Raw genomic sequence first — 26,670 nt, 5'->3', positions numbered from 1 at the left:
CGCCAGGACGACGTCGGAGGGAACTGCACACGGCTCTCCGGCGGTTCCATCCCGGCGGATCCCGCGCCGGCCAGCTCAAATCCCTCCCGGTTTTGCGGACCGGCCATGAGTTCCGCGTTTGTAGACTCGCGTTATGTTATAATATAACAGTCTCTCCATGGCGCATACGCACACCCACGACCACCACCCTCACGGCCACGCCCATCCCCACGGGCACAGCCATGGCCCGGCCGCCCATCCGGCCCAGACTGCGCACTGGTCGATCCTGCGCATGCCCGTGCCGGCCCGGCTGCTCACGGCGCTCGCGGTCTCTGCCTGCCTGTGGGGTGTGGTGTGGCTGGCGATGAGGTGAGACCCGTGGCTGCTCTTGTCACCTTCCGCGACGTCACCCTCGGCTATGACCGCCACCCGGCGGTGCATCATCTCAACGGCGCGGTCGAGGCGGGCGCGCTGCTGGCCGTGATCGGGCCGAACGGCGCCGGCAAGTCGACGTTGCTGCGCGGTATTGCCGGCGTGCTCAAGCCGCTGTCCGGCGTGATCGATCTTGACGGGCTCGAGCACCGTGACATCGCCTATCTGCCGCAATCCGCCGACATTGACCGGACGTTTCCGATCTCGGTGTTCGATTTCGTCGGCACCGGGCTGTGGCGCTCCACCGGCTTCTTCGGCGGCATCGGCAAGGCCGCGCGCGGCAAGATTTTGGCGGCGCTCGCCGCGGTCGGCCTCAACGGCTTCGAGAACCGCCCGATCGGCACGCTGTCCGGCGGCCAGACCCAGCGCATGTTGTTCGCGCGCGTGCTGTTGCAGGACGCCCGCCTGATCGTGCTCGACGAGCCCTTCAACGCCATCGATGCCAAGACCACTGCCGATCTCCTGGCGCTGGTGAAGCGCTGGAACGGCGAGGGGCGTACGGTGCTGGCGGCGCTGCACGACCTCGAGATGGTACGCAACAATTTCCCGGAAACGCTGCTCCTGGCGCGCGGCCCGGTTGAATGGGGCCCGACCGCCGAGACGCTGACTGCGGACAATCTGATGGTCGCGATGCGGATGTGCGAGGCGTTCGACGACTCCGCCGGCGCCTGCGCCGTCGATCCGCGTTCGAGGGCTGCCTGACGCCGATGCTATCAGACGCGCTGATCACGCCCTTCACCGAATTCGAGTTCATGCGCCGGGCGCTCGCGGCCGTGATCGCGCTGTCGCTCGGCGGTGCGCCGATCGGCGTGTTCCTGATGCTGCGGCGGATGAGCCTGGTCGGCGACGCCATGGCGCATGCGATCCTGCCGGGCGCCGCAATCGGCTTCCTGCTGTCGGGGCTCAATCTGTTCGCGATGACGACCGGCGGCCTGATCGCGGGCTTTGCCGTGGCGCTGCTCGCCGGCCTCGTCGCCCGCACCACCGAATTGAAGGAAGACGCTTCGCTTGCGACCTTCTATTTGGTCTCGCTCGCGCTCGGCGTCACCATCGTTTCCATCAAGGGCACCAACATCGACCTGCTGCATGTGCTGTTCGGCAATATTCTGGCGATGGACGACCAAACCCTGCTGGTGATCGCGTTCAATGCCACCCTCACGCTGCTGGTGCTTGCGGTGATCTATCGGCCGCTGGTGATCGAATGCGTCGATCCGGTGTTCCTGCGCACCGTGAGCCGGGCCGGCGCGCCGGCGCATCTCGCCTTCCTCGCGCTGGTCGTGGTCAACCTCGTCAACGGCTTCCACGCGCTCGGCACGCTGCTCGGCGTCGGGCTGATGATCCTGCCCGCGGGCATCGCGCGGTTCTGGTCGCGCGACATCACCACCATGATCTGCATCGCGGTCGCGAGCGCAATGCTGTCGGGTTATGCCGGGCTGGCGCTGTCGTACCAGACCCGCATTCCCTCCGGCCCGGCGATCATCCTGGTTGCGGCGGGGCTCTATATCGTGTCGCTGCTGTTCGGCAATGTCAGCGGCCTGGTGCGGCAGCTGTTTCCCGGCCGCCATCTCGAGGCATGACGATGCGGCGTTTGCTTGGGTTGATCGGTCTGGCGCTGGTGCTGGCGAGCGGCACGGCGCGCGCCGCTGAGCGCATCAATGTCGTCGCGAGCTTCTCGATCCTCGCCGATATGGTGCGCAATGTCGGCGGCAACGACGTCGACGTGACGGTGCTGGTCGGGCCCGACGGCGACGCGCATGTCTATGCGCCGACGCCGACGGACGCCAAGAAGGTCGCTGATGCCAAGCTCCTCGTCATCAACGGCCTCGGCTTCGAGGGCTGGATGCCGCGGCTGCTGCAGGCCTCCGGCAGCAAGGCGCCGGTCACGGTGGCAACCAAGGGCATCATGCCCCGCAAGATGGGCGGCCATGACGATCCGCATGCCTGGCAATCCGTCGCCAATGCGAAGATCTACGTCATCAATATTCGCGACGGGCTGATCGCCGTGGCTCCCGACCGGGCAGGCGCTTTCAAGGCCAATGCCGACGCCTATCTGGCCAAGCTGGAGGCGCTCGACCGCGAGGTGCACGAGGCGGTGGCGAAAATACCGGAGACGCGGCGCAAGGTGATCTCGACCCACACCGCATTCGGCTATTTTGCCGACGCCTACGGGATCACGTTCTTCTCGCCGCTCAGCGTCTCCACGGATTCCGAGCCCAGCGCACGCGACATCGCGGCCATCATCGCCCAGATCAAGCTTGCGAAAATTCCGGCAGTTTTTCTCGAAAATATCAGCGATCCCCGCCTGATCGAACGGATCGCGGCCGAGACCGGCGCCCGGGTGGGCGGCACCCTGTATTCGGACAGTTTGACGGGCGAAAAGGGCCAGGCACCCACTTACATTGATATGGTCAGGCACAATATAAAGGCCCTGACCAGCGCGCTCGCCGAGTAGGGGCAGGGGCCTCCCTGCCGGGGTTGAGCGCGTATGGCATGATCCGGAAAAGTGGGAACCGGTTTTCCGAAAAGATCATGCCCAAACAAAGAGTTGAGATCATGATGCGATTTCGCATCGTGAGTTCAACGTTCCCGGAGTTGTTATGGCTGAAGCTTCGCAAAAAATTCCTGTGACCGTGCTGACGGGCTATCTCGGCGCCGGCAAGACCACGCTGTTGAACCGCATCCTGTCGGAAAACCACGGCAAGAAATACGCCGTCATCGTCAACGAATTCGGCGAGATCGGCATCGACAACGACCTCATCATCGGCGCCGATGAGGAAGTGTTCGAGATGAACAATGGCTGCGTCTGCTGCACGGTGCGCGGCGACCTCGTCCGCATCATGGACGGCTTGATGAAGCGCAAGGGCAAGTTCGACGCCATCATCGTCGAGACCACCGGCCTTGCCGATCCGGCGCCGGTCGCGCAGACCTTCTTCGTCGACGAGGACGTGCAGAAGAACGCCCGGCTCGACGCCGTGGTGACCGTTGCCGATGCCAAATGGCTGAGCGACCGCCTCAAGGACGCGCCCGAAGCCAAGAACCAGATCGCGTTCGCCGACGTCATCGTGCTGAACAAGACCGACCTCGTCTCCAAGCCCGAGCTCGCCGAGGTCGAAGCCCGCATCCGCGGCATCAATCCCTACGCAAAACTGCACCGCACCGAGCGTTGCCAGGTTGGCTTGACCGACGTGCTCGAGCGCGGCGCGTTCGACCTCGACCGCATCCTGGAGATCGAGCCGGACTTCCTCGAGGCCGGCGACGATCACGACCATGACCACGATCATCACCATCACGACCATGATCACCACCACCATCACGATCATGATCACGGCCATGGTGGGCTGAAGCACTATCACGACGAGGACATGCAATCGCTGTCATTGCGCTCGGAGAAGCCGCTCGACCCCACCAAGTTCATGCCCTGGCTGCAGAACCTCGTTGCCACCGAGGGCCAGAAGATCCTGCGCTCGAAGGGCATCCTCGCCTTCACCGGCGATGACGACCGCTACGTGTTCCAGGGCGTCCACATGATGCTGGAGGGCGACCACCAGCGCAAATGGAAGGACGGCGAGAAGCGCGAGAGCCGCGTCGTGTTCATCGGTCGCGAACTGCCTGAGCAGGCGATCCGCGACGGCTTCGAGCAGTGCATCACCACGTGATGAAAGAGTTCGATCCGGGCGAGGCCCCTTCTTCCATCGTTTCGATCACCGACCGCGTCAAGCAGCTTCCGCTTGGCGCGGCGGTCGGTGCGGTGCATTTCCTCGGCGACCGTGCATTCTTCGTCGGCGCCGAGGAGAGCGTTGCGATCGCCACCCTAGAGGGCGAGATCACGCGCACCGAGACGCATTTCGGCGCCATCCTGTGCGCGGCCTCCGACGGCAAGCGGCTCGTCACCGGTGGCGATGACGGCAAGCTGATCGCGACCGACGCCAAGGGCGAGACCGCAACGATTGCGACCGACGCCAAGCGGCGCTGGATCGACAATGTCGCGTTGCACGGCGACGGCACCGTGGCATGGTCGGCGGGCAAGACCGCCTTCGTGCGCAATCCGAAGGGCGAGGAGAAGACCTTCGAAGTGCCGTCGACCGTCGGCGGGCTGGCATTCGCGCCGAAGGGCCTGCGGCTTGCGATCGCGCATTACAACGGCGTGACCTTGTGGTTTCCCAACATGGCGGCCAATCCGGAATTCCTGGAATGGGCCGGCTCGCATCTTGCGGTCTCCTTCAGCCCGGACAACAAATTCCTCGTCACCGCGATGCACGAGGCCGCGATGCATGGCTGGCGGCTCGCCGACAACAGGCACATGCGGATGAGCGGCTATCCCGGCCGCGTGCGCTCGATGTCGTGGAGCGTCGGCGGCAAGGGGCTCGCGACCTCGGGCGCCGATACCGTGATCGTCTGGCCGTTCACCAGCAAGGACGGGCCGATGGGCAAGGAGCCGGCGATGCTGGCGCCGATGCCGGCGCGGGTCGCCGTGGTCGCCTGCCATCCGAAGAACGACATCATGGCGGTCGGCTATGCCGACGGGACCGTGCTGATGGTCCGGCTCGAGGACGGCGCCGAGATCCTGGTGCGCCGGAACACTGGCACGACGGTGTCCGCGCTGGGCTGGAATGCCAAGGGCACGCTGCTTGCCTTCGGCACGGAAGATGGTGACGCGGGCATCCTGGAAATGTAAGAGATCGCTGCATCCGAAGCGGATTCGAGCGAACTGGGTACCGGCAGCGTCATGCGATTCCTCACGACATTCCAGCTCGCCGACTTCATCGACACGCTGATCAGCCTGACCTCGGCCTTTGTGCTCGGCACCCTGATCGGGGCCGAGCGGCAGTACCGGCAGCGCACCGCGGGGCTGCGCACCAACGTGCTGGTCGCGGTCGGCGCGGCTGCCTTCGTCGATCTCGCGATGCATCTGGCCGGTGCCGACGGCGCGGTGCGGGTGATCGCCTATGTGGTGTCGGGGATCGGCTTCCTCGGCGCCGGCGTCATCATGAAGCAGGGCATGGACGTGCGCGGCCTCAACACCGCGGCGACGCTGTGGGCCTCGGCCGCGGTCGGCTCCTGCGCTGGCGCCGACCTCGTGGCGCAGGCGGCGGCGCTGACCGTGTTCGTGATCGCCGGCAACACGCTGCTGCGTCCGCTGGTCAATGCCATCAACCGCATCCCGCTGAACGAGAAGGCGTTGGAGGCGACCTACTACTTCAAGGTCGTGGTCACCCCGGAAATGCTGCCCGACATGCGCGACGCCGTCGTGGAGAAGCTCGAGGCCGCGAACTATCCGGTCGCCGATGTCAACGTGGTCGAGGCCGGCGACGACTTCCTCGAGATCGTGGCGGAGCTGGTCTCGACCGCGGTCGAGCCCAACGAGCTGAACGCCGTGGTGGTCGACGTCCAGCATCAGCCCGGCGTGCGCCACGCGACTTGGGAAATCAGCACCACGGATTAAAGCGTTTTCGAGCGAAGTGGATACCGGTTCGCGTGAAGAAAAGGCGTCAAAACAAAATCAAGAGCCCCGTTCCGATTCAATCGGAACGGAAACGGCTCTGAGGCACGGTTCCCGCAGGCGGCGCCCAGGAACCATGCGGTGGCCGGATCGTTGATCTCGCTGACACGACGCGGGGTGAACGAGATGGCTGCGGATCGGACCAGGTTGCGGAGGGACATCCTGATCGCCTCGACTTTGGTCGCGGCGGGCGTCGCGATTGCGGTGCTGTCGCTGCACGCGATCAACGCCCCGCAAGAGCTGGCGCAGGCGACCCAGCCGCTGCAGACAACGCCGACGCCGGAGCCGCAGAGGACGACGGCACCGGCCGAATCGAAGCCGGGCGGCGAGCGGCCGACCACGCCGGCGCCGCAACCCGCCCGTCCCGACGATGAAGCCCAGAAGGCCGGCGCCAAGCCGATGCTGCCGCCCGCGCCCGCCGAGAAGACCGCCCCGCCGATCGAGAAGAAATAGCCCCTCCGGTCAGCGCATGTGACGCGCATTTGACTGCTGCTGCCGATTATACGGTCTCGCCTCCGTCATCCCCGCCCGCCATAATCCGTCGTCTTGCCAACGACAGATGGGGCCTTTCATGAAGATCGAGGACGTCCGGCGCACCGCCTATTCGATGCCGCTCACCAACCCGTCGTTTCCGCCGGGGCCGTACCGGTTCTTCGACCGCGAATATTTCATCATCACCTACAAAACCGACCTTGAAGCGCTCCAGGCCGTGGTGCCGGAGCCGCTCGAGGTCGCCGAGCCCGTGGTGAAGTATGAATTCATCCGCATGCCGGACTCGACCGGATTCGGCGACTACACCGAGACCGGGCAGGTGATCCCGGTCCGCTTCAAGGGCGAGCTCGGGGCCTATACCCACGCGATGTATCTCGACGACGAGGCCCCGATTGCGGGCGGCCGCGAGCTGTGGGGATTTCCGAAGAAGCTCGCGAAACCCAAGATCGCGGTCGAAAGCGACGTGCTGGTCGGCTCGCTGCATTACGGCTCGGTGCTCTGCGCCTCCGCCACCATGGGCTACAAGCACCGCAAGGTCGACCACGACACGGTCCTGAACGCGATGAAGGCGCCGAACTTCATTTTGAAGATCATCCCGCATGTCGACGGCAGCGCGCGGATCTGCGAGCTGGTGCGCTTCCATCTCGACGACATCACGTTGAAAGAGGCATGGACTGGCCCAGCCGCGCTTGGCCTGTTTCCGCACGCGCTGTGCGACGTCGCCCGCCTGCCGGTGCGCGAGGTGGTGTCGGCGCTGCACTACAAGGTGGATCTGACGCTCGGCCTCGGCTCGGTCGCATTCGACTACATGGCGCGATGAGCCACGCCAGACAGCAAAATGCCCGGCACGAGGCCGGGCATTTTCGTTCTCAAGGCGCGCGTCGCGGTCAGCGCACCAGGATATTCTTGAACTGCCAGGGATCCGACGTGTCGATATCTTCCGGGAACAGTCCCGGACGATCCGTCAGCGGCGTCCAGTCGGTGTAGAAGCCCTTCACCGGGCCGAGATACGGCAGCTGGATTTCCAGCAGGCGATCGAAATCCATCTCGTCGGCCTCGACGATCCCCGCGTTCGGATTTTCCAGCGCCCACACCATGCCGCCGAGCACGGCGGAGGTTACCTGCAGGCCAGTGGCGTTCTGATAGGGCGCGAGCTCGCGGGTCTCCTCGATGGAGAGCTGCGAGCCGTACCAATAGGCGTTGTTGTCATGGCCGAACAGCAGCACGCCAAGTTCGTCGATGCCATCGACGATCTCGTTCTCGTCGAGGATGTGGTGCTTCTCCTGCATCTTCGCGGCGCGGCCGAACATCTCATGCAGCGACAGCACGGCGTCGTCACAGGGATGATAGGCGTAGTGGCAGGTCGGCCGGTAGATCGCCTTGCCCGACGCATCGCGCACCGTGAAGTAGTCGGAGATCGAGATCGACTCGTTGTGGGTGACGAGGAAGCCGTACTGCGCGCCGCGGGTCGGGCACCAGGTCCGCACCCGCGTGTTGGCGCCGGGCTGCATCAGATAGATGGCAGCGCCGCAGCCGGCTTCGTGGGTATGCGCATTCTCGGGCATCCATTTTTCATGGGTGCCCCAGCCGAGTTCGGACGGCTGCACGCCTTCCGACAGGAAACCTTCCACCGACCAGGTGTTGACGAAGACGTCCGGCTCTTTCGGCGCCTTGGCGCGCTGGGTGTCGCGTTCGGCGATGTGGATGCCCTTGATGCCGGCCTGCCGCATCAGGTCCGCCCATTCGGCTTTGGTCTTCGGCCGGGGGGCATTGAGCTTCAGATCGGCGGCGACATTGAGCAGCGCCTGCTTGACGAAAAACGAGACCATGCCGGGATTGGCGCCGCAGCAGGACACGGCCGTGGTCGAACCCGCCGGGCGCGCCTTCTTGGCGGCCAGCGTCACTTCGCGAAGCGCGTAGTTGGAGCGTGCTTCCGGGCCCTTCGACGCATCGAAATAGAAGCCGAGCCAGGGCTCGTTGACGGTGTCGATATAGAGCGCGCCGACCTCGTTGCAGAGTTCCATGATGTCGGTGGAGCCGGTATCGACCGAGAGATTGACGCAAAAGCCCTGGCCGCCGCCTTCAGTGAGAAGCGGGGTCAGCAACTCGCGATAATTATCTTTGGTCACGGCCTTCTGGATGAACTTGACGTTCTGCTTCTCGCAATGCGCCTTGCGGCCCTCGTCCTTGGGATCGATCACGGTGATGCGCGACTTGTCGTAATCGAGATGCCGCTCGATCATCGGCAACGTGCCTTTGCCGATCGAGCCGAAGCCGATCATGACAATGGGGCCGGTGATTTTCGCGTAGATCTGCGAGGAGGGGCTCATCATTTTCTCCAGGAGAACGCCTAGCGGCGGGTAGAGTGGATCAGGGGTTGCGACGCTTTGCGGTGACTTCGATTTCGACCTTCATCTCGGGCTTGTAGAGCCCCGCGACGATCAGCAGCGTCGCGGCCGGGCGGATGTCGCCGAGGACCTCGCCGCAGACCGCGAAATGGGCGTCCGCGTCGTTGACGTCGGTGAGGTAGTAGGTCGCACGGACGATGTCGGCCATCGTGAAGCCTCCCTCCTTGAGGGCGGCCTCGATGGTCTTGAAGCAGTTCCGTGACTGGCTCGTGACATCTGAGGGCATCGTCATCGTCGTGTAGTCGTAGCCGGTGGTTCCCGCGACGAAGGCGAAGTCGCCGTCGATCACGGCACGGCTGTAGCCGGCGGTCTTCTCGAAAGGCGAGCCGGTGGAAATCAGGCGGCGGGACATGCTGGACCTCGACTGAAAAGGGCTTTGCGCGGGGTTTACGGGCATTTTCGGCGCCCGCGCAACCCCTTGGATTCTGACCTTGGATCTGGCCCGGGCTTCTGGCCGGCGGCCGGCGCTAGCGGGACTGCTGCGTGGTGTCCGGCGGCGAGGGCGGCGAGCCGGCCCAGCGGCGGATCAGGATGTCCCTGACGATCATGACCGAGATCAGGACCAGCATCACCGTGGTGACGAGGCCGCGCCAACGCGGGCGCGCGCCGTCGATTGCGGGAAGGTTCTCCGACATGGCGCCCGCCCTTACGCCGCGTGCGGCACGGCGAACGGTGCCTTCCGGGTACGGGCGGCCCTGCTCTTGCTGGGCAGCAATGCGCCGGTCGGCACGACCATGCCCCAGGCGCCGTCGAGTGCGCCCTCGACCAGCTCGAGGCCGAGCAGCCGCTCGCGCGCAAAGGCACCCGGCAGCGACAGCTCGCCGGTCTTGGCGGCCGCAAAGCCGAAACGGGCGTAGTAGGGCGCATCGCCGAGCAGGATCACCGCGCCATGGCCGCGGGTCTTGGCGACAGCCAGCGCGCGCCGCATCAGCGCGGCGCCGACGCTGAGGCCGCGGCAGCCGTCATCGACTGCCAGCGGCCCCAGCATCAGCGCGCTGCGGCCCCCCGCGCTGACGTGCCACAGCCGCACGGTTCCAACCAACCGGCCGTCCTGGCGCACGGCCGCAAGGCTTAAGCCTTGCGCGGGCGCGCGTCCGTCACGCAGGCGCTGGCAGGTGCGCGTATGGCGGTCCTCGCCAAAGCAGGCATCCAGCAGCGCTTCGCGCGCGACGACGTCCGAGGCACGCTCCGCACGGATCGCGAACGGGGCGGCTTCTCGGATGAGGGCAACGGGGGTGTTCCGTTTTGCAGTCATGGCACGTCAGTCCCGGCTTGCAACGGCATGTCGTACGCCGCGGCAAGCGTCGTTCAGAAAAATCAAAAATGATCGGGAAGGAGCCGGCGGGGCCGGCTCCCGGTTTATCGGGCCTCGATCGGGAGGCGGCTTAGATGTGGTAGGTCTTCAGCGGCGGAATGCCGTTGAACGCCACCGACGAGTAGGTCGACGTATAGGCGCCGGTGCCTTCGATCAGCAGCTTGTCGCCGATCTCGAGCGTCACCGGGAGCGGATACGGCAGCTTCTCGTACAGCACGTCGGCTGAGTCGCAGGTCGGGCCCGCGAGCACGCACGGCGTCATGTCCGCCCCGTCATGCGGGGTGCGGATAGCGTAGCGGATCGACTCGTCCATCGTCTCGGCGAGACCGCCGAACTTGCCGATGTCGAGATAGACCCAGCGCACCTCGTCCTCGTCGCTCTTCTTCGAGATCAGAACGACTTCGGTCTCGATGATCCCGGCATTGCCGACCATGCCGCGGCCCGGCTCGATGATCGTCTCCGGGATCTGGTTGCCGAAATGCTTGCGCAGCGCGCGGAAGATCGACCGGCCATATTGCAGCACCGGCGGAACGTCCTTGAGATACTTGGTCGGGAAGCCACCGCCCATGTTGACCATGGTGAGGTTGATCCCGCGCTCGGCGCAGTCACGGAACACGGTCGACGCCATCGCCAGCGCGCGGTCCCACGCCTTCACCTTGCGCTGCTGCGAGCCGACATGGAACGAGATGCCGCACGGCTCGAGTCCGAGGCGCTTGGCGAGGTCGAGCACGTCGACCGCCATCTCCGGATCGCAGCCGAACTTGCGCGACAGCGGCCACTCGGCGCCGGCGCAATCATAGAGGATGCGGCAGAACACCTTGGCGCCGGGAGCAGCGCGTGCGACCTTCTCGACCTCGGCGGCGCAGTCGACCGCGAACAGGCGAATGCCGAGCGCGAAGGCACGCGCGATGTCGCGCTCCTTCTTGATCGTGTTGCCATAGGAGATCCGGTCCGGGGTCGCGCCGGCGGCCAGCGCCATCTCGATCTCCGCAACGGTTGCGGTGTCGAAGCAGGAGCCGAGCGAGGCGAGCAGCGACAGCACTTCGGGCGCAGGGTTCGCCTTCACCGCGTAGAACACGCGGCTGTCCGGCAGCACCTTCGCGAAGGTCTGGTAGTTGTCGCGCACGACTTCGAGGTCGACGACGAGGCACGGCTCGGTGTCGAGACCATCCTGGCGGCGGTGGCGCAGGAATTCCTGGATACGTTCGGTCATGGCACTCTCCAACGGCCCCAGCGACGGGATCCGCATCAACGTGACGTCGGATAAGAGCGCTTTGGCCACATCGCGCGATGGAGGCGCGCTGAGGCCAAGAGACTCAAACCAGACTGTGCTGCCGTGGATTGGTTGGGAGAGTTTCCCGCCCGCTCACCTGGCAATGAAGGACAAGCCTTTTCAGTAGCCCGCGCCGGCGTTGGACTGCCGGTAGAGACCAAAAAAGCCCGATCCGTCGTTGCTTTAAGTCGCGTCCCCCGTTGAGAGCGGGGTGCGCCGGTTCGCCTCCGGCTGCCAGTCACGGTTGCAAAGAGTGGTGAGACCTTCAACAAGGCATCCCTGGAGAGAGATGCTGGCCGCCTCGTGTCCTCTCGGACGTAAGCGACCCTCGGTTCTTCCACCCCTTGGCGGCTGTCCGGCCTCTTGTCCGGATACCTACCGACTGACACACGACCACAGGCACGTGCGAAATTGGGCAAGGCAGGAAATAAGTCTTTTGACTTCGCGGCGCAAGAATTTTTTTGCGATAGCGGCAAATTTCCCTAACGCGTGCTTGCGATCTCGCGCACAGCACGTGTTGGAGATGAACAGCTGTTAAGAATGACTAACGAAGCGTGTGCGTTTTAGCCCTGTGCCGCAGCGCTTTCTTGAATCGCCTAAAGCTCACGCGCGACGCGTGAACGGCTCGACGCGTTGCGCAGCGCGGATGAAGGCGATCATGATCAGGACGCCGAGGCCGAACAGCACGGCCTGCAGGATGTGCGCAGCGGTGTCGTTGAGCCCGAGCAGGATCGCGAGCGCCCAGCCGCCGGCGAACGCCGCGCCGAACACTTCGGCGCCGATCAGGATCGCCGCCGAGATCACGGTGATGACGCTCGGCCAGTAGATCCGGCTGTTGCCTGAGGCGGTGGGCTGCATGCTCATGAAATAGGTCCTGTTCAGGGGGCGCAATCTCTCCGAAAAGTGCCCATCTATCAAGCGCAAAAGGCCCAAAAATGCCGTATCGCGTGATATAGATTGGGCCGCATTTTCAAGGCGAAAAACGGGATATTCGATGTCAGAAACCAGCGCAGAGGCTATTGCCAACCCCCTCCTGAAGGCGTGGCAGACGCCGCTCGAGACGCCGCCCTTCGCCGAGATCAAGCCGGAGCATTTCCTCCCCGCCTTCGAGCAGGCCTTCGCCGATCATTCGGCGGAAGTGGCTGCGATCACCCATGATCCGGCGCTGCCCGACTTCGACAACACCATCACGGCGCTGGAGCGCTCCGGCAAGCTGCTGTCGAAGGTCTCCGCCGTGTTCTACGACCTGGTCTCGGCCCACTCCAATCCGGCGATCCTGGAGATCGACAAGGAGGTGTCGCCGAGGATGGCGCGGCACTGGAATCCGATCATGATGAACGCTGTGCTGTTTGGCCGCATCGCCATGCTGCACGAGAAGCGCGCCTCGCTCGGCCTGACCGGCGAGCAGATGCGGCTGCTGGAGCGCACCTATACCCGCTTCCGCCGCTCCGGCGCCGGGCTCGACGACGCGGCCAAGGCTCGCATGGCCGAGATCAACGAGCGCCTCGCCCATCTCGGCACCTCGTTCAGCCACCATCTGCTCGGCGACGAGCAGGAGTGGTCGATGGAGCTCGGCGAGGGCGACCGCGCCGGCCTGTCCGACACATTTGTGGCGGCGGCCAAGGCTGCGGCGGAAGAGCGCGGAATGCCTGGCAAGGCGATCGTGACGCTGTCGCGCTCCTCGGTCGAGCCGTTCCTGCAGAGCTCGCAGCGGCGCGACCTGCGCGAGAAGGTCTACAAGGCCTTCACCGCCCGCGGCGACAACGGCAACGCCAACGACAACAATGCGACCATCGTGGAGATCCTCAGGCTCCGTGAGGAAACCGCGAAGATACTGGGCTTCCCGACCTATGCCGCCTACCGCCTGGAGGATTCCATGGCGAAGACGCCGGACGCGGTGCGCGGCCTGCTGGAGCGGGTCTGGAAGCCAGCGCGGGCGCGGGCGCTCGCCGACCGTGACGCACTGCAGGCGCTGATCACCGAGGAGGGCGGCAATTTCACCTTGGCGTCCTGGGACTGGCGCTACTACGCCGAGAAGCTGCGCCAGGCCAAAGCCAATTTTGACGATTCCGCGATCAAGCCCTATCTGGTGCTCGATCACATGATCGAGGCCGCCTTCGACTGCGCCACCCGCCTGTTCGGCGTCACCTTCGAGGAGCGCAAGGATATCCCGGTCTGGCACCCGGATGTGCGGGTCTGGGAGGTCAAGGGCCGCGACGGCCAGCACAAGGCGCTGTTCTACGGCGACTACTTCGCGCGGCCCTCGAAGCGCTCCGGCGCCTGGATGACCTCGCTGCGCGACCAGCAGAAGCTCGACGGCAACGTCGCGCCGCTGGTCATCAATGTCTGCAACTTCGCCAAGGGCGCCGACGGCGCGCCGTCGCTGCTGTCGCCCGACGATGCCCGGACCCTGTTCCACGAGTTCGGCCACGGTCTGCACGGTATGCTCTCGAATGTGACCTACCCGTCACTGTCGGGGACTTCGGTGTTCACCGACTTCGTCGAGCTGCCCTCGCAGCTCTACGAGCACTGGCAGGAGCGGCCCGAGGTGCTGCAGCGCTTCGCCCGCCACTACCAGACCGGGGAGGCGCTGCCCGACGACCTGCTCAAGCGCTTCCTCGCCGCGCGCAAGTTCAATCAGGGCTTTGCCACCGTGGAGTTCGTCTCCTCGGCGCTGGTCGACCTCGAATTCCACACCCAGCCGGCGGCGGCGAGCTGGGACGTCCGCGCTTTCGAACAGAAGGAGCTGGAGAAGATCGGCATGCCCGCCGAGATTTCGCTGCGGCACCGGCCGACCCAGTTCGGCCACATCTTCTCCGGCGACCACTACGCGTCCGGCTATTACAGCTACATGTGGTCGGAGGTGATGGACGCCGACGCCTTCGGCGCCTTCGAGGAGGCCGGCGACATCTTCGATCCCGCCACCGCCAAGCGGCTGCATGATGACATCTATTCGTCGGGCGGCTCGCGCGATCCGGAGGAGGCCTATGTCGCCTTCCGCGGCCGCGAACCCGAGCCGGATGCGCTGCTGCGCCGCCGCGGCCTGCTCGAGACATCAGAGGCGGCCTGAAGGTGAGGCCGTCACTGAACCGGCTGATCGCCGGGTTCGTGCTTGCGGTGTCCGGCGTGCTCGGCACGGCGGCCGCCGAGGCGCATCCGCATGTCTGGATCGTCGCAAAGAGCGAGCTGATCTACGCGCCTGACGGCACCATCACCGGGGTCCGCCACGCCTGGACCTTCGACGACATGTTCTCGACCTACGCGTTGCAGGGCCTCGAGACCAAGGTGAAAGGCGCCTACAGCCGCGAGGAGCTGGCGCCGCTGGCGCAGACCAATGTCGAGTCGCTGAAGGAATACGCCTACTTCACCTTCGCCAAGGGCGACGGCAAGAAGCAGAAGTTCACCGAGCCGGTCGACTACTTCCTCGAATACAAGGACTCGGCGCTGACGCTGCACTTCACCCTGCCGGTGAAGACGCCGTTCAAGGCCAGGCAGCTCTCGCTCGAAGTGTTCGACCCGACCTATTTCATCGACTTCCAGTTCGCCGAGAAGGAGCCGGTCAAGCTCGTCGGCGCCGCCGCCGACTGCAAGATGCAGTTCGAGCGGCCGAACGACGGCTCCGCCGCCGCCCAGAAGCTCGGCGAGCAGAACTTCCTCGACGGCGGCAACGCCAATTTCGGCATGATGTTCGCCAACAAGATCACGGTGGATTGCCCATGACGCCGATCGCCTCGCGCGCGATGCGCGGCCTCGCCGTGTCTGCTGCGGTGCTCGCGGCATTCGCGGTGCTCGATGGCGCGGTGCATGCGCTGCTGGCGCAAAATCCGTTTGGCGCGCCGCGCGCAGCGGAGCCGCAGGGCGGGCTGGTCGGCTGGCTGTTGGCAAAACAGTCGGAGTTCTATCGCGAGATGTCGCAGACCATCCGCGCTGCGAAATCCGACGGTTCGGCGGTATGGACGCTGCTCGCGATCTCGTTTGCCTACGGGATTTTCCATGCCGCAGGTCCCGGCCACGGCAAGGCGGTGATCTCGTCCTACATGGTCGCCAATCGCGAGACCGCGCGGCGCGGCATCGTGCTGTCGTTCGCCTCGGCGCTGATGCAGTCGCTGGTCGCCGTTCTGATCGTGGGTGTCTGCGCCTGGCTGCTCAATGCGACGGCGAAGACGATGTGCGGGGCGGAGAAGGCGATCGAGATCGCCAGCTACGCGCTGATCGCAGCCTTCGGCGCCCGGCTGGTCTGGGTCAAGGGCGGCGGCTTCCTCCGCGCGCTCCGGCTGCCGCGTCCGGCGCTGGCGATGGCCGGCGCACAGCAGCACGGTCACGATCACCATGGTCACGCTCACCACGACCATGGCCATGATCACCATCATCGCCATGCGCATGACGATCACGACCATCATCACGATCATGGCCACGGCCATGACGCGGACCATGTCCATGACGAGCATTGCGGCCATTCGCATGGACCGACGCTGGCCGAGCTCGCCGGTCCCGGCGGCTGGCGGCGCGGCCTCAGTGCGATCCTCACGGTCGGGATCCGGCCGTGCTCGGGCGCGATCCTGGTGCTGGTGTTCGCGTTGGCGCAGGGCCTGTTCTGGGCCGGCATTGCCGCGACCTTCGTGATGGGGCTCGGCACCGCCATCACGGTGGCGGCGATCGCGCTGGTTGCGGTGTCGGCGCGCGGCGTGGCCGAGCGGCTCAGCGGCGCGCGCGACGGTGGCGGCATGGTGATCATGCGCGGCCTGGAGTTCGCCGCCGCCGCGCTCGTGCTGCTGTTCGGCCTCGGCCTGCTGTTCGGCTATGTCGCGGCGAACGGGCGACGTGTCTTTGAAGTCACCTCGCCCCGCTTGCAGTCTCCTGAGTGAGGGACGCATCCCTGCGAGGGTTCCCTCTCCCCTTGCGGGAGAGGGTAGGGAGAGGGGTGCCGCTTGCTCCGCTGCTTGTCAGGTGTGAGCGCTTACTGGGCGGCGAGCGAGATGTCGGTTGATAGAGCTTTGCTCGCCCTCGTACATCTCGCCCGGGGCCACCCCTCTCCCCACCCTCTCCCGCAAGGGGAGAGGGAGCCTGACCAGCGTACTCACCTTACGCAAGAACGGAGGCGGGGAGAGAGGCAATTCAGCTCGTCAGATATCCCCTGATCGCCGGCAGCAGGAAGATCGCGATGTTGATCGCAAAGCCGATGCTCCAGAGGATCGAGCGCAGCGTCGGGCGGTTGCCGATATAGGTGAAGACGTAGGCGATCCGCACGATCAGGAACAGCACGGCGAGCTCGTCGATCAGCCGCAGCGGGCCGACGCGGAATTCGGCGAGCAGCACGGCAAAGGCGAAGAACGGGAAGCCTCGAGGCCGTTCTGGTGGGCGCCGAGCGCGCGCGAGCGGATCGGGTCGTCGTAGAAATCGGGATCGCGAGGTTTCGAATTGTCGAAACCGCGGATGCCGGCCCATTTCACCGACACGATCGTCAGCAGTGAGAGCAGCAGCGTCCCGAAGACGCACCATTCGGCGATCGTCATGGTTCCTCCCCATTCACGGAGCGGAACGTAGCCAACCGGCGCTTGGCTTGACAAGGTTGGAGCAACGCGCGAAGCCCAAAGCCCCCAGGCGAGGACCAAGCGCAAAGCCATCATGAGCACGGTGATCCCGTTCGAGAGCGCGAAGCCCGCCGCAGCGCCGAAGCCGGAGCGCGTCGGCGTTCTGCTGGTCAATCTCGGCACGCCGGATACGGCGGATGCCGTGGGCGTGCGGGCCTACCTCAAGGAATTCCTGTCCGATCCCAGGGTGATCGAGGATCAGGGCCTCGTCTGGAAGCTGATCCTCAACGGCATCATCCTGCGCGTCCGCCCGGCCCGCAAGGCGCGCGATTATCTGAAGATCTGGAACACCGAGAAGAACGAGTCGCCGCTGAAGACCATCACGCGCTCGCAGGCCGACAAGCTGGCGGAGGCGATCGCCGATCACGACCATGTCGTGGTCGACTGGGCGATGCGCTACGGCAATCCGTCGATCAAGCAGCGCATCGAAGCGCTGGCGGCGCAGGGCTGCGGCCGGCTGCTGCTGGTGCCGCTCTATCCGCAATATTCCGCGGCGACGTCGGCGACCGTTTGCGACGAAGCGTTTCGCGTGCTGGCCGGCATGCGTGCGCAGCCAATCCTGCGGGTGACGCCGCCTTACTACGACGATCCCGATTACATCGAGGCGCTGGCGGTCTCGATCAATGCGCATCTTGCGACGCTGCCGTTCCAACCCGAGGTGATCCTCGCCTCGTTCCACGGCATGCCGAAGGAGTATGTCGACAAGGGCGATCCCTATCAGGCGCAGTGCATTGCCACGACCAACGCGCTGCGCAAGCGGCTCGGGCTCGATGCCTCGCGGTTGCTTCTCACCTTCCAGTCGCGCTTCGGCAATGCCGAGTGGCTGCAACCTTATACCGACAAGACGGTCGAGAAGCTGGCCGGGGACGGCGTGCGGCGAATGGCCGTGGTCACGCCCGGCTTCTCCGCCGATTGCCTGGAGACGCTGGAGGAGATCGCGCAGGAGAATGCCGAGATCTTCCGGCACAATGGCGGCGAGCAGTTCGCGGCCATCCCTTGCCTCAACGACAGCGACGGCGGCATGGACGTGATCCGCCAGCTCGTGCTGCGCGAGCTTCAGGGCTGGATCTAATAAGGCTGGAGCTGATTGTTAACGATCGGTGACAGCGGACACAGCCATTCATTTGCATCTGGTAGTCTCGCAGCAGCTTCCCATGTGCTAGGTAGAAGAACAGCCGGCTGAACCGGCGCGGCGGTCCTGCCGACCAATGCACGACCGCGCCCGGCGACGGTCTCGCCGGCCCTGGAGGACTTTATGACTGGCTTCGACATTTTCGCGATTGCGTTTGTTCTTCTCGTCATCGTCACGCTGTTCGCCGGGATCAAGACCGTTCCGCAGGGCTTTGACTGGACCATCGAGCGGTTCGGCAAATACACCCGCACGCTGTCGCCCGGCCTCAATCTGATCGTGCCGTATTTCGATCGCATCGGGCGCAAGATCAACATGATGGAGCAGGTGATCAACATCCCCGAGCAGGAGGTGATCACCAAGGACAACGCCACCGTGACGGTGGATGGTGTCGCGTTCTACCAGGTGTTCGATGCCGCGAAGGCGAGCTACGAGGTCGCCAATCTCAACCAGGCGATCACCGTGCTGACCATGACCAACATCCGCTCGGTGATGGGCTCGATGGATCTCGACCAGGTGCTGTCGCATCGCGACGAGATCAACGAGCGGCTGCTGCGCGTGGTCGATGCCGCGGTGTCGCCCTGGGGCGTCAAGGTCAACCGCATCGAGATCAAGGACATCGTGCCGCCGGCCGACCTCGTCGAGGCGATGGGCCGGCAGATGAAGGCCGAGCGCGTCAAGCGCGCCGACATTCTGCAGGCGGAGGGCCAGCGGCAGTCCGAGATCCTGCGCGCCGAGGGCGCCAAGCAGGGCCAGATACTGCAGGCCGAGGGCCGCCGCGAGGCCGCCTTCCGCGACGCCGAGGCTCGTGAGCGTCTCGCCGAAGCCGAGGCCAAGGCGACCCAGATGGTGTCGGAATCGATCGCCAAGGGCGACGTCGCCGCGCTGAACTATTTCATCGCCGACAAGTACATCAAGGCGTTCGGCCAGCTCGCGGAGTCGCCGAACCAGAAGGTCCTGATGCTGCCGATCGAAACCTCGAGCGTGCTGGGCTCGCTCGCCGGTATCGGCGAGATCGCCCGCGCCACCTTCGGCGAGAGCGCGGCATCGGCAACCGCTGCGGCGCGGCGCGGCGGCTCCGTGCCGCCGGCAGGTCCGACGCCGCCACCGCCGGTGCCGCCGCAGCGGTGACGGCGTGAGGCGCGATCCTGCGGGCGTATTCAGTTCACCTCTCCCCTTGTGGGAGAGGTCGGATTGCATCGACGGATGCAATCCGGGTGAGGGGTCTCTCTCCGCGGAGAGACCGCAACCCCTCACCCCAACCCTCTCCCAGTCGAAGTCGGATATATCCGACTTCGACAATTGCAGGAGGGCCAACTCGGGTAAACCCGAGTAGGCTGGGAGAGGGAGCGCACCTCCGCTGTGGAGGCACCTAGAGGTCACGTCATGGCCGAGATGTTTTCGACATTGGGTACCTGGAACTGGCTGATCTTCGGCTTCATCCTGATGGCGCTGGAGCTCGCGGCGCCCGGGGTGTTCCTGTTCTGGCTCGGGCTCGCGGCGCTCGTGGTCGGCCTGCTGTCGTTCGTGTTCACGCCCTCCTGGCAGATGCAGCTGTTGATGTTCGCGGTGTTCGCCGCGCTGGCGGTGCCGGCGTGGCGGCATTTTGCCAAGGGCGCGACCGCGGCCAGCAAGAGCAACCCGTTCCTCAATCGCCGTAACGAAGCCCTGGTCGGCCGCGAATTCACGCTGGAGAAGCCGATCATCGACGGCTCAGGCACGGTGCGGATCGACGACACGATCTGGCGTGTCGCCGGCCCCGATGCGCCGGCCGGCAGCCGGGTGAAGGTGGTGCGCGCCGACGGCGCCAGCCTGACGGTGGCCGCGGTCTAGCTGCTTGCGTGCTTGCTCCAGCGTTCGGCGAAGCGATGGAGCGGCGTGAAGGTCGCAAACAGCTCGCGGCCGAGCGCGGTAAGGCTGTAACCATCGTCCGTCAGCTCGACGAACCCGGCCTCGCGCAGCTCGGTCAATCGCGTTTGCAGGATGGTCGGCGAGGCCTCGTCGCAGGCGGTGCGCAGCGCGCGCGAGGTCAGTGCGCCTTCGCGCAGCTCCCAGACGATGCGCAAGGTCCAGCGCCGGCCCAGCAGATCCAGCAGCGCCATGATCGGGCGGCCGCTCCGCGAGCCGCGGACGCCGGGTCTTGTCGCTGGAACCTGCTTCGGCATGTCGCCCATCCCCCCTTGAATCTCTCTTTGCATACCGCTACAGATATTGTAGCGTTGCGCTACATTAAATGTAGCAACGGGATCAGCCCATGTCACGCATCGCGCCGCTCGATCCGCCCTATGCGGCGGACGTTCAACAGCATTTCGACCGCATCATGCGCGGCAAGCCGCCGCTGGTGCTGTTCCGAATGATGGCCGGCCATCCGCGCGCCTGGGAGAAGTTTCGCGGCGGTAGCCTGCTGGACCGCGGGCCGCTCCCCTTGCGGGAGCGGGAGATCGTGATCGACCGTACCTGCGCGCTCAATGCATGCGAATATGAATGGGGCATGCATATCGCGGCATTCGGCGCTGCCGCCGGGCTATCGGAGCAGCAGGTCCACGCCACCGTGCATGGTGCGGCCGATGCCGGCTGCTGGTCGCCGGCCGAGCAGGCGATGATCGCGGCGGTCGACGCGCTGCATGCGCGCGCGACGTTGAGCGAGCAGGAATATGCCGCGCTGTCGGCGCACTACGACGACGATCAGGTGCTGGAGATCATCCTGTTGTGCGGCTTCTACCGCACCGTCTCCTACCTCGCCAACGCGCTGGCCCTGCCGCTGGAAGCGACCGCGGCGCGGTTTCCGAAGTGAGCGTCATTCCGGGCTCGCGCCAAGAGGCGCGCGCCGGAATGACGAATTGAAAGAGTTCTGTTTACGCCACGCCCGCGCGCAGCAGATCGTGCAGATGGATGATGCCGACCGGCTTCTTCGCATCGGTCACGATCAGCGTCGTGATCTTCGAGGCGTTGAGCAATTCCAGCGCTTCGCCGGCCAGCGTGTCGCGGCTGATCGTCTTCGGGGTCCTGGTCATGACCTCGTCGACCGACAGCGTCAGCAGGTCCGGGCGCATCTGCCGGCGCAAATCGCCGTCGGTGACGATGCCGGCGAGATGGCCGTGGCTGTCGACGATGCCGACGCAGCCGAAGCCCTTGGAGGTCATCTCGACCAGCGCATCCGACATGTTGGTGCCGAGCGGTTTCAGCGGCAGCGCGTCGCCGCTGTGCATCAGGTCGCGGGCATATTTCAGCAGCGCGCCGAGCTTGCCGCCCGGATGCAGCACGCTGAAATCGGTCGAGGTGAAGCCGCGGCCCTCGAGCAGCGCGATCGCCAAGGCATCGCCGAGCGCCAGCATCATCAGCGAGGACGTTGTCGGCGCGAGGTTGTGCGGGCAGGCCTCGCGGGCCTTCGGCAGCGTCAGCTGCACGTCGGCGGCCTTGCTCAGCGTCGAATCCTTGTCGGCGGTCATCGCGATCAGCGGAATGCCGAAGCGCGCCGCATAGGCGATCAGATTGCGCATCTCCGGCTGCTCGCCGGACCATGACAGCGCGAGGATCACGTCCTCGGCGGTGATCATGCCGAGGTCGCCATGGCTCGCTTCGGCCGCGTGGACGAAGAACGCCGGCGTGCCGGTCGAGGCGAAGGTCGCAGCGATCTTGCGGCCGATATGGCCGGACTTGCCGAGCCCGGTCACGATCAGCCGTCCCTTGGCCTTGCAGATCAACTCGGCCGCCGCGGTGAACGGCGCGCCGAGGTCGGACTTGAGTGCCGCGGAGATTGCCGCGACGCCGCTTGCCTCGGCATCGAGGGTGCGGAGCGCCGACTGAACAGCGCCGTCATCGGGGCCGGATGATTTGGTCATCAGCGGTTTCGGTTTGGCCATTTCGGATTCCAGGGGAGGGGTTTTGCACCCGGGCGTCTCCCTTAGCACGTTCGATTCCGCGATGCGACGCGCGGCGGCGGATCCTCAACGGCTCATTAACCATAATTGTTTTAACTCCATTAACGACGTTTTTCGCCGCCCGGCGAAATGCGTACGTCAAGTGCATGAATTCGTTGGGGTATTTCCATCGTGTGGCGGCGGCCAGCAAGCGGCCCAAATCGGCGCGGACGCCCCGTTCGCGTGGTTTTGCCATGCCTTGCGTTCGCTGCGACGTCGGGGCTCGCCAACGCCCAGACCGTGACGCCGGATTTGTTCAGCCCGAACCGGCAGAGCCAGGTGATTACGCCGGATTCGCCGCTGCGCCGGACCACGGCCGACGCCATGGATCCGCTCAACGGCCTGAAGCTGCCGGACGCCGATCCCAGCCGGCGTGCGTCGCCGTCATCGACATCCACGTCGGAGCGCGTGGGACAGGTCCCGACCTACGGTCTTCCGGCCGCCAACGGCGCTTCGACATCAGGCTACGACTCGCTCAATCGGAAGCGCCTGAAGCCGAAATATTATCCGGGCCAGGCCAAGCCGAAGCCGCCGCCGGGACCCGGCTCGCCGGTGCCCACGGCGCCGCCGCTGACCGCGGCCGGGCAGCTGCGGCTGTCGATCCCGCCGTCGGAGACCGCCAGCAAGCCGCCGGTGCCGCCGGCGATGGCCGGCACCATCGTCGGCCAGCCGCCGCGCAGGCGGCTCAAGATCGACGACGATCCGTTCGGCGCGGTCGGCGACTACGCCGGCTCGTTCATGGTCAAGACCGCGGTCGAGGTGATGGCCGGCTACGACACCAATCCGGGCCGGTTGAATTCGCCGCAGGGCAAGGCGTTCTACATGGTCGCGCCGGAATTCGTCGCGATGTCGGACTGGGAGCGTCACGCCGTCGTCGCCGATCTGCGCGGCTCCTTCACCGGCTACGGCTCCCAGCTCACGCCGATTGACGACACGCCGCTGTCGGCGCCGCTCGACATCGACCGTCCAAACTTCACCGGCCATATCGACGGCCGTCTCGATGTGTCGAAGGACACGCATCTGACGGCGCAGGCCCGCCTGTTGGTCTCGACCGACAATCCGGGCAGCCCGAACGTGCAGGCGGGCCTTGCCAAATATCCGCTCTACTCTACGGTCGGCGGCACCTTCGGCATCGACCAGCATTTCAACCGCATGCAGGTCTCGCTCGGCGGCACGGTCGATCGCACCGATTATCAATGGTCGAAGCTCACCGACGGCACCTCGTCATCGAACGACGACCGCAACTTCACCCAATATGGCGGCGTCGGCCGCCTGAGCTATGAGCTGAATCCGGCCGTGAAGCCGTTCGTCGAGGTGGAGGGCGACAGCCGCTTCCACGATCTCTATCTCGACCGCAACGGCTACGCGCGCAATTCGTCGGGCGGTTACGCCAAAGTCGGTACGTCGTTCGAGTTCACCCGGTTGCTGTTCGGCGAGGTCTCGATCGGCTATGCGGCGCGCGACTATGTCGACCCGCGGCTCAGCCGGCTCGAAGGCCTGCTCACCACGGCCTCGCTGACCTGGACTGCGACGCCGCTGACCACGGCAAAGTTCTATTCTGACACCCAGCTCGGCGAGACCACGCTGCCGGGCACCTCCGGCGTGCTGTCGCGCACCTACACCGTCGAGGTCGACCACGACTTCCGCCGCTGGCTGACCGGCATCGGCAAGTTCACCTACGGCACGCTCGACTACCAGGGCGACAACCGCACCGACAAGATCTACTCGCTGTCGGGCGACCTGATCTACAAGATGACGCGCAGCCTCTGGATCAAGGGCACGCTGCGCCGCGACTGGCTGGATTCCAACCAGCCGGGACAGAGCTCGGCGTCGACGGTGGTGATGCTCGGCGTGCGGGTGCAGAACTGACCACCCAAAGAAGCGCCCACTGTATTCCAATGTGGATTTGCGACTATGCCGGAGACCCAGACGATTTCGCTCGCCGATGTGGCAAAGAGCTTCGCGGACAGTGATCCCTCATTCAGATATTTTCATGGAAAGATATTCAGCGTCATAATCCCGGACCCGGAGCAATTTGCGGATCTTGCGGCCAATGTTGGAATTCGCAGACAGTCGTTTCCAAATTCGCATCCGGCGACGATGCTCTTTGGCAAGCTCGCACCGCTTGTTAGTAATCGAATTGACGTGGTGATGGCGGTTGAAGATGGGCGATTGAAGCTTCACCATCACTTATCGAAGGCCGAACTTCCCGACTGCAACTATCTTGCGCTGATTTCGCCGGCGGAACGATATGATTCGGAAACGAGCTACGCGAAGGCGTTCGAGTCTATCAGCTTTCTCAAGGCTTATCTTGCGTTGCCGTTTGGAAGATTGTCGAGCTATAGCTGGGTGGCCAACTTCGATTTCGACGAGAACGGCATTGTTTCGCTGTCTGGGCCTACAATCCGTATGCCGCTGCTCAGTGACCTCTTTAGAATTGTCGATCCGGCACTCATGGCAGAAATTTCCGGCAGGCTCGCGTTGCAACAAACGCAGTATCGCACGCGGCTTGAACGAGCATGCAAGTTCTTCGATATGGCGCTTGGCGAGGAAGATGAGGCTTTCAAGTTTTCATCGTATTGGATCGCACTAGAAATACTTGTTGGCGGAAAAAGTGATGCAATTCGCACCAAGCTTTCCGCTTCCTACGGACAAAGGAATAAGTCATTCGCTGACGAAAAATTACTCTTCAAGGAAATCGAAGCCATTAGGCATGGACTGTTCCACAAAGGCAGCTTCCATACACTTCGTTCGTATCAGGAGCGCTTATTGCAACTCTTTTTCTGGGATATTGTGATTGAGCAGATAGGTCTGAAATCGAGGGGTCTTGCGCTTGCTCTTGTGGAAAGTGGCCTCATCGAACAGGAGAAAGGACGATCTCTGGGGGCGGCTGTATAACGCGAACGCCCCGACTCTGCTCACCATGCCGTTCGCGTCTCGGCGCGCAGTTGCGGTAGCGAGTTGCTGAGGCTACGCGGCCTTGCCGCTGCGAAAGCTCGTCGTGCCCGGCGAAGGCAGGGCATCCAATGCGCCGCGACCTATCCGTCCAATCGCAGAAGTCTCTGGAATACTGGATCGCCCGCTTTCGCGGGCGATGACAGTCGAGTTTGTGAGATTTAGTTCGGCGCAACGGCCGGGGCACTCACCCCGGCAGGTCGGTCTTGCCCATCAGGAAGCTGTCGATCGAGCGCGCGCACTGGCGGCCTTCGCGGATCGCCCAGACCACGAGCGACTGACCGCGGCGCATATCGCCGGCCGAGAAGATCTTCGCGCGCGAGGTCTGGTAGTCGTGCAGGGAGGCGCGGACGTTGCCGCGCTGGTCGAGCTCGACGCCCAGCGTCTTGAGCAGGCCCTCGTGCACCGGATGGACGAAGCCCATCGCCAGCAGCACGAGCTCGGCGTCGAGCGTGAACTCGGTGCCGGGCAGCGGCTTGAACTTGTCGTCGACCTTGACGCAATGCAGTTTTGTCACTTTGCCGTCGACGCCTTCGAACTTCTGCGTCAGCACTGCGTATTCGCGCACGGCGCCCTCGGCCTGGCTCGACGAGGTCCGCATCTTCAGCGGCCAGTTCGGCCAGGTCACGCCCTTGTTCTCGTGCTCGGGCGGCGCCGGCATGATCTCGAGCTGGGTCACCGACTTGGCGCCCTGACGGAACGAGGTGCCGATGCAGTCCGAACCGGTGTCGCCGCCGCCGATCACCACGACATGCTTGCCGCCGGCGAGGATGTCGGCGGCGCCGTTCAGCGGCTCGCCGGAGACGCGGCGGTTCTGCTGCGGCAGGAAGTCCATCGCGAAATGGATGCCGGCGAGGTCGCGGCCCGGGATCGGCAGGTCGCGCGGGGCTTCCGCGCCGCCGGTCAGCGCCACGGCGTCATACTGCTTGGCGAGCTCCTGCGGATCGATCGCGCCGGGCGTGGAGCCGCCCACCGCCTTGCCGTAATGGAAAGTGACGCCTTCGGCTTCCATCTGCTGAACGCGGCGGTCGATGATGCCCTTCTCCATCTTGAAGTCTGGAATGCCGTAGCGCAGCAGGCGCCGGCCTTGGCGAACTTCTCGTAGACATGCACCTCATGGCCGGCGCGCGCGAGCTGCTGCGCGGCGGCGAGGCCCGCGGGGCCCGAGCCGATCACGGCGACCTTCTTGCCGGTCTTCTCGGCGGCGATCTCCGGCTTCAGCCAGCCATTGTCCCAGGCGCGGTCGACGATCGCGCATTCGATGGTCTTGATGGTGACCGGGTTGTCGTCGATGTTCAGCGTGCAGGACGCCTCGCATGGCGCCGGGCAGATGCGGCCGGTGAACTCGGGGAAGTTGTTGGTCGAGTGCAGGTTGCGCGAGGCCTCTTCCCAGTTGCCCTGATAGACGAGGTCGTTGAAATCGGGGATCTGGTTGTTGACCGGGCAGCCCGGCGTGCCCGGCTGGACCGACCCGGTGCCGTGGCAATAGGGGATGCCGCAATTCATGCAGCGCGCGGCCTGGTCGCGCGTGTCCTTCTCGCTCAGCGGAATGACGAACTCGTTGAAGTTCTTGAGCCGATCGGCGACCGGCTCGTACTTGCGGTCATGCCGCTCGATCTCGAGAAAACCTGTGATCTTACCCATTGAAACCCGATGCCCCTGCATCTCAGTTGTTC

General features: G+C 64.9%; 26 protein-coding genes and 2 pseudogenes. 18 read left to right on the top strand and 10 right to left on the bottom strand.

Features of this window, described 5'->3' with window-relative positions; all coding sequences use genetic code 11:
• Window positions 1–157 precede the first annotated feature (157 nt).
• The 9 genes from AKN84_RS49335 (at window position 158) to AKN84_RS26435 (ending at window position 7,223) form a co-directional block, all read left to right on the top strand.
• Window positions 158–352, top strand: coding sequence for a hypothetical protein (locus AKN84_RS49335; RefSeq protein ID WP_128971181.1), 195 nt, complete (start codon window positions 158–160; stop codon window positions 350–352).
• A 5-nt stretch (window positions 353–357) separates the two neighbouring features.
• Window positions 358–1,113, top strand: coding sequence for a metal ABC transporter ATP-binding protein (locus tag AKN84_RS26470; protein WP_050423502.1), 756 nt, complete (start codon window positions 358–360; stop codon window positions 1,111–1,113).
• A gap of 5 nt (window positions 1,114–1,118) precedes the next feature.
• A complete protein-coding gene (locus tag AKN84_RS26465; RefSeq protein ID WP_050423501.1) occupies window positions 1,119–1,988 on the top strand; it encodes a metal ABC transporter permease in 870 nt (289 codons plus the stop codon).
• 2 nt (window positions 1,989–1,990) lie between these two features.
• Window positions 1,991–2,863: a metal ABC transporter substrate-binding protein gene (locus AKN84_RS26460; RefSeq protein WP_050423510.1), complete on the top strand. Its 873-nt coding sequence runs from the start codon at window positions 1,991–1,993 to the stop codon at window positions 2,861–2,863.
• Window positions 2,864–3,008: 145 nt separating this feature from the next.
• The gene (locus AKN84_RS26455; protein ID WP_050423500.1) at window positions 3,009–4,067 is read left to right on the top strand and encodes a CobW family GTP-binding protein; all 1,059 of its coding nucleotides are present in this window, start codon (window positions 3,009–3,011) and stop codon (window positions 4,065–4,067) included.
• Complete coding sequence (locus AKN84_RS26450; RefSeq protein WP_050423499.1) at window positions 4,067–5,086, top strand: WD40 repeat domain-containing protein; 1,020 nt, start codon at window positions 4,067–4,069, stop codon at window positions 5,084–5,086. The genes AKN84_RS26455 and AKN84_RS26450 overlap by 1 nt, the downstream gene beginning before the upstream one ends.
• 51 nt (window positions 5,087–5,137) lie before the next feature.
• Window positions 5,138–5,854, top strand: a complete 717-nt coding sequence (locus AKN84_RS26445) for an MgtC/SapB family protein (RefSeq protein WP_050423498.1) — start codon at window positions 5,138–5,140, stop codon at window positions 5,852–5,854.
• A 183-nt stretch (window positions 5,855–6,037) separates the two neighbouring features.
• Window positions 6,038–6,364, top strand: coding sequence for a hypothetical protein (locus tag AKN84_RS26440; RefSeq protein WP_050423509.1), 327 nt, complete (start codon window positions 6,038–6,040; stop codon window positions 6,362–6,364).
• 118 nt (window positions 6,365–6,482) lie between these two features.
• A complete protein-coding gene (locus AKN84_RS26435) occupies window positions 6,483–7,223 on the top strand; it encodes an acetoacetate decarboxylase (protein ID WP_050423497.1) in 741 nt (246 codons plus the stop codon).
• A 67-nt stretch (window positions 7,224–7,290) separates the two neighbouring features.
• On the opposite strand, the gene AKN84_RS26430 is transcribed toward AKN84_RS26435, so the two are convergent.
• The 6 genes from AKN84_RS26430 to AKN84_RS26405 form a co-directional block, all read right to left on the bottom strand.
• Window positions 7,291–8,733 carry a homospermidine synthase gene (locus AKN84_RS26430; RefSeq protein WP_128971178.1) on the bottom strand — a complete coding sequence of 481 codons (1,443 nt, stop codon included), beginning with the start codon at window positions 8,731–8,733 and terminating at the stop codon, window positions 7,291–7,293.
• A 40-nt stretch (window positions 8,734–8,773) separates the two neighbouring features.
• Window positions 8,774–9,163 carry a RidA family protein gene (locus tag AKN84_RS26425; RefSeq protein WP_050423495.1) on the bottom strand — a complete coding sequence of 130 codons (390 nt, stop codon included), beginning with the start codon at window positions 9,161–9,163 and terminating at the stop codon, window positions 8,774–8,776.
• A 115-nt stretch (window positions 9,164–9,278) separates the two neighbouring features.
• On the bottom strand, window positions 9,279–9,446 hold the full coding sequence (locus AKN84_RS48175; RefSeq protein WP_167351880.1) for a hypothetical protein: 168 nt from the start codon (window positions 9,444–9,446) through the stop codon (window positions 9,279–9,281).
• Window positions 9,447–9,457: 11 nt separating this feature from the next.
• Window positions 9,458–10,066: a GNAT family N-acetyltransferase gene (locus AKN84_RS26420; RefSeq protein ID WP_050423494.1), complete on the bottom strand. Its 609-nt coding sequence runs from the start codon at window positions 10,064–10,066 to the stop codon at window positions 9,458–9,460.
• A 130-nt stretch (window positions 10,067–10,196) separates the two neighbouring features.
• Window positions 10,197–11,339: a type III PLP-dependent enzyme gene (locus AKN84_RS26415; protein ID WP_050423493.1), complete on the bottom strand. Its 1,143-nt coding sequence runs from the start codon at window positions 11,337–11,339 to the stop codon at window positions 10,197–10,199.
• Window positions 11,340–12,002: 663 nt separating this feature from the next.
• Window positions 12,003–12,263 carry a hypothetical protein gene (locus AKN84_RS26405; protein WP_050423491.1) on the bottom strand — a complete coding sequence of 87 codons (261 nt, stop codon included), beginning with the start codon at window positions 12,261–12,263 and terminating at the stop codon, window positions 12,003–12,005.
• Window positions 12,264–12,393: 130 nt separating this feature from the next.
• Here AKN84_RS26405 and AKN84_RS26400 point away from each other — a divergent pair, with 130 nt between their 5' ends.
• The 3 genes from AKN84_RS26400 to AKN84_RS26390 are packed head-to-tail and all read left to right on the top strand — an operon-like array spanning window position 12,394 to window position 16,264.
• Window positions 12,394–14,469 carry a M3 family metallopeptidase gene (locus AKN84_RS26400; protein WP_050423490.1) on the top strand — a complete coding sequence of 692 codons (2,076 nt, stop codon included), beginning with the start codon at window positions 12,394–12,396 and terminating at the stop codon, window positions 14,467–14,469.
• 14 nt (window positions 14,470–14,483) lie between these two features.
• The gene (locus AKN84_RS26395; protein ID WP_050423508.1) at window positions 14,484–15,119 is read left to right on the top strand and encodes a DUF1007 family protein; all 636 of its coding nucleotides are present in this window, start codon (window positions 14,484–14,486) and stop codon (window positions 15,117–15,119) included.
• Entirely contained in the window at window positions 15,116–16,264 is a 1,149-nt protein-coding gene (locus AKN84_RS26390) for a nickel/cobalt transporter (protein ID WP_162240905.1), read from the top strand. The genes AKN84_RS26395 and AKN84_RS26390 overlap by 4 nt, the downstream gene beginning before the upstream one ends.
• 250 nt (window positions 16,265–16,514) lie before the next feature.
• Here AKN84_RS26390 and AKN84_RS26385 read toward each other — a convergent pair.
• A pseudogene (locus AKN84_RS26385) lies at window positions 16,515–16,912 on the bottom strand (MAPEG family protein).
• 112 nt (window positions 16,913–17,024) lie between these two features.
• Between AKN84_RS26385 and hemH the strand changes: the two are divergent.
• The 3 genes from hemH (at window position 17,025) to AKN84_RS26370 (ending at window position 19,952) form a co-directional block, all read left to right on the top strand.
• Window positions 17,025–18,062, top strand: a complete 1,038-nt coding sequence (hemH, locus tag AKN84_RS26380) for a ferrochelatase (RefSeq protein WP_050423489.1) — start codon at window positions 17,025–17,027, stop codon at window positions 18,060–18,062.
• 183 nt (window positions 18,063–18,245) lie between these two features.
• A complete protein-coding gene (locus AKN84_RS26375) occupies window positions 18,246–19,250 on the top strand; it encodes an SPFH domain-containing protein (protein ID WP_050423488.1) in 1,005 nt (334 codons plus the stop codon).
• Window positions 19,251–19,505: 255 nt separating this feature from the next.
• Complete coding sequence (locus tag AKN84_RS26370; RefSeq protein ID WP_050423487.1) at window positions 19,506–19,952, top strand: NfeD family protein; 447 nt, start codon at window positions 19,506–19,508, stop codon at window positions 19,950–19,952.
• On the opposite strand, the gene AKN84_RS26365 is transcribed toward AKN84_RS26370, so the two are convergent.
• Complete coding sequence (locus tag AKN84_RS26365; protein WP_050423507.1) at window positions 19,949–20,284, bottom strand: winged helix-turn-helix transcriptional regulator; 336 nt, start codon at window positions 20,282–20,284, stop codon at window positions 19,949–19,951. The genes AKN84_RS26370 and AKN84_RS26365 overlap by 4 nt on opposite strands.
• 89 nt (window positions 20,285–20,373) lie before the next feature.
• On the opposite strand from AKN84_RS26365, the gene AKN84_RS26360 reads away from it, so the two are divergent.
• A complete protein-coding gene (locus tag AKN84_RS26360) occupies window positions 20,374–20,913 on the top strand; it encodes a carboxymuconolactone decarboxylase family protein (RefSeq protein ID WP_050423486.1) in 540 nt (179 codons plus the stop codon).
• A 61-nt stretch (window positions 20,914–20,974) separates the two neighbouring features.
• On the opposite strand, the gene AKN84_RS26355 is transcribed toward AKN84_RS26360, so the two are convergent.
• On the bottom strand, window positions 20,975–21,982 hold the full coding sequence (locus tag AKN84_RS26355) for a KpsF/GutQ family sugar-phosphate isomerase (protein WP_050423485.1): 1,008 nt from the start codon (window positions 21,980–21,982) through the stop codon (window positions 20,975–20,977).
• Window positions 21,983–22,222: 240 nt separating this feature from the next.
• Here AKN84_RS26355 and AKN84_RS26350 point away from each other — a divergent pair, with 240 nt between their 5' ends.
• Together AKN84_RS26350 and AKN84_RS26345 are read left to right on the top strand one after the other, a co-directional pair.
• Window positions 22,223–23,908 (top strand): outer membrane beta-barrel protein, encoded by a 1,686-nt coding sequence (locus AKN84_RS26350; protein ID WP_050423484.1) that lies wholly within the window; start codon window positions 22,223–22,225, stop codon window positions 23,906–23,908.
• Between the two features lie 45 nt (window positions 23,909–23,953).
• Window positions 23,954–24,937, top strand: coding sequence for a HEPN domain-containing protein (locus AKN84_RS26345; protein WP_050423483.1), 984 nt, complete (start codon window positions 23,954–23,956; stop codon window positions 24,935–24,937).
• Between the two features lie 244 nt (window positions 24,938–25,181).
• Here the strand turns inward: AKN84_RS26345 and AKN84_RS26340 are convergent.
• A pseudogene (locus tag AKN84_RS26340) lies at window positions 25,182–26,638 on the bottom strand (glutamate synthase subunit beta).
• Window positions 26,639–26,670 lie beyond the last annotated feature (32 nt).

The sequence above is a fragment of the Bradyrhizobium tropiciagri genome (assembly GCF_001189845.1).
In the GTDB taxonomy this organism is placed as follows: domain Bacteria; phylum Pseudomonadota; class Alphaproteobacteria; order Rhizobiales; family Xanthobacteraceae; genus Bradyrhizobium; species Bradyrhizobium tropiciagri.
The sequence above is the reverse complement of the archived record's forward strand: the minus strand, read 5'-3'. Positions and strand labels throughout refer to the sequence as shown.

What these genes read in the sequence shown, in the direction of transcription:
- AKN84_RS26405 (WP_050423491.1), bottom strand. Translation starts at nt 12,263, where the DNA reads ATGAGCATGCAGCCCACCGCCTCAGGCAACAGCCGGATCTACTGGCCG.
- AKN84_RS26420 (WP_050423494.1), bottom strand. Translation starts at nt 10,066, where the DNA reads ATGACTGCAAAACGGAACACCCCCGTTGCCCTCATCCGAGAAGCCGCC.
- AKN84_RS26465 (WP_050423501.1), top strand. Translation starts at nt 1,119, where the DNA reads ATGCTATCAGACGCGCTGATCACGCCCTTCACCGAATTCGAGTTCATG.
- AKN84_RS26390 (WP_162240905.1), top strand. Translation starts at nt 15,116, where the DNA reads ATGACGCCGATCGCCTCGCGCGCGATGCGCGGCCTCGCCGTGTCTGCT.
- AKN84_RS48175 (WP_167351880.1), bottom strand. Translation starts at nt 9,446, where the DNA reads ATGTCGGAGAACCTTCCCGCAATCGACGGCGCGCGCCCGCGTTGGCGC.
- AKN84_RS26450 (WP_050423499.1), top strand. Translation starts at nt 4,067, where the DNA reads ATGAAAGAGTTCGATCCGGGCGAGGCCCCTTCTTCCATCGTTTCGATC.
- AKN84_RS26440 (WP_050423509.1), top strand. Translation starts at nt 6,038, where the DNA reads ATGGCTGCGGATCGGACCAGGTTGCGGAGGGACATCCTGATCGCCTCG.
- AKN84_RS49335 (WP_128971181.1), top strand. Translation starts at nt 158, where the DNA reads ATGGCGCATACGCACACCCACGACCACCACCCTCACGGCCACGCCCAT.
- AKN84_RS26415 (WP_050423493.1), bottom strand. Translation starts at nt 11,339, where the DNA reads ATGACCGAACGTATCCAGGAATTCCTGCGCCACCGCCGCCAGGATGGT.
- AKN84_RS26460 (WP_050423510.1), top strand. Translation starts at nt 1,991, where the DNA reads ATGCGGCGTTTGCTTGGGTTGATCGGTCTGGCGCTGGTGCTGGCGAGC.
- AKN84_RS26425 (WP_050423495.1), bottom strand. Translation starts at nt 9,163, where the DNA reads ATGTCCCGCCGCCTGATTTCCACCGGCTCGCCTTTCGAGAAGACCGCC.
- AKN84_RS26365 (WP_050423507.1), bottom strand. Translation starts at nt 20,284, where the DNA reads ATGCCGAAGCAGGTTCCAGCGACAAGACCCGGCGTCCGCGGCTCGCGG.
- AKN84_RS26375 (WP_050423488.1), top strand. Translation starts at nt 18,246, where the DNA reads ATGACTGGCTTCGACATTTTCGCGATTGCGTTTGTTCTTCTCGTCATC.
- AKN84_RS26445 (WP_050423498.1), top strand. Translation starts at nt 5,138, where the DNA reads ATGCGATTCCTCACGACATTCCAGCTCGCCGACTTCATCGACACGCTG.
- AKN84_RS26345 (WP_050423483.1), top strand. Translation starts at nt 23,954, where the DNA reads ATGCCGGAGACCCAGACGATTTCGCTCGCCGATGTGGCAAAGAGCTTC.
- AKN84_RS26355 (WP_050423485.1), bottom strand. Translation starts at nt 21,982, where the DNA reads ATGGCCAAACCGAAACCGCTGATGACCAAATCATCCGGCCCCGATGAC.
- AKN84_RS26360 (WP_050423486.1), top strand. Translation starts at nt 20,374, where the DNA reads ATGTCACGCATCGCGCCGCTCGATCCGCCCTATGCGGCGGACGTTCAA.
- AKN84_RS26435 (WP_050423497.1), top strand. Translation starts at nt 6,483, where the DNA reads ATGAAGATCGAGGACGTCCGGCGCACCGCCTATTCGATGCCGCTCACC.
- hemH (WP_050423489.1), top strand. Translation starts at nt 17,025, where the DNA reads ATGAGCACGGTGATCCCGTTCGAGAGCGCGAAGCCCGCCGCAGCGCCG.
- AKN84_RS26400 (WP_050423490.1), top strand. Translation starts at nt 12,394, where the DNA reads ATGTCAGAAACCAGCGCAGAGGCTATTGCCAACCCCCTCCTGAAGGCG.
- AKN84_RS26455 (WP_050423500.1), top strand. Translation starts at nt 3,009, where the DNA reads ATGGCTGAAGCTTCGCAAAAAATTCCTGTGACCGTGCTGACGGGCTAT.
- AKN84_RS26370 (WP_050423487.1), top strand. Translation starts at nt 19,506, where the DNA reads ATGGCCGAGATGTTTTCGACATTGGGTACCTGGAACTGGCTGATCTTC.
- AKN84_RS26430 (WP_128971178.1), bottom strand. Translation starts at nt 8,733, where the DNA reads ATGAGCCCCTCCTCGCAGATCTACGCGAAAATCACCGGCCCCATTGTC.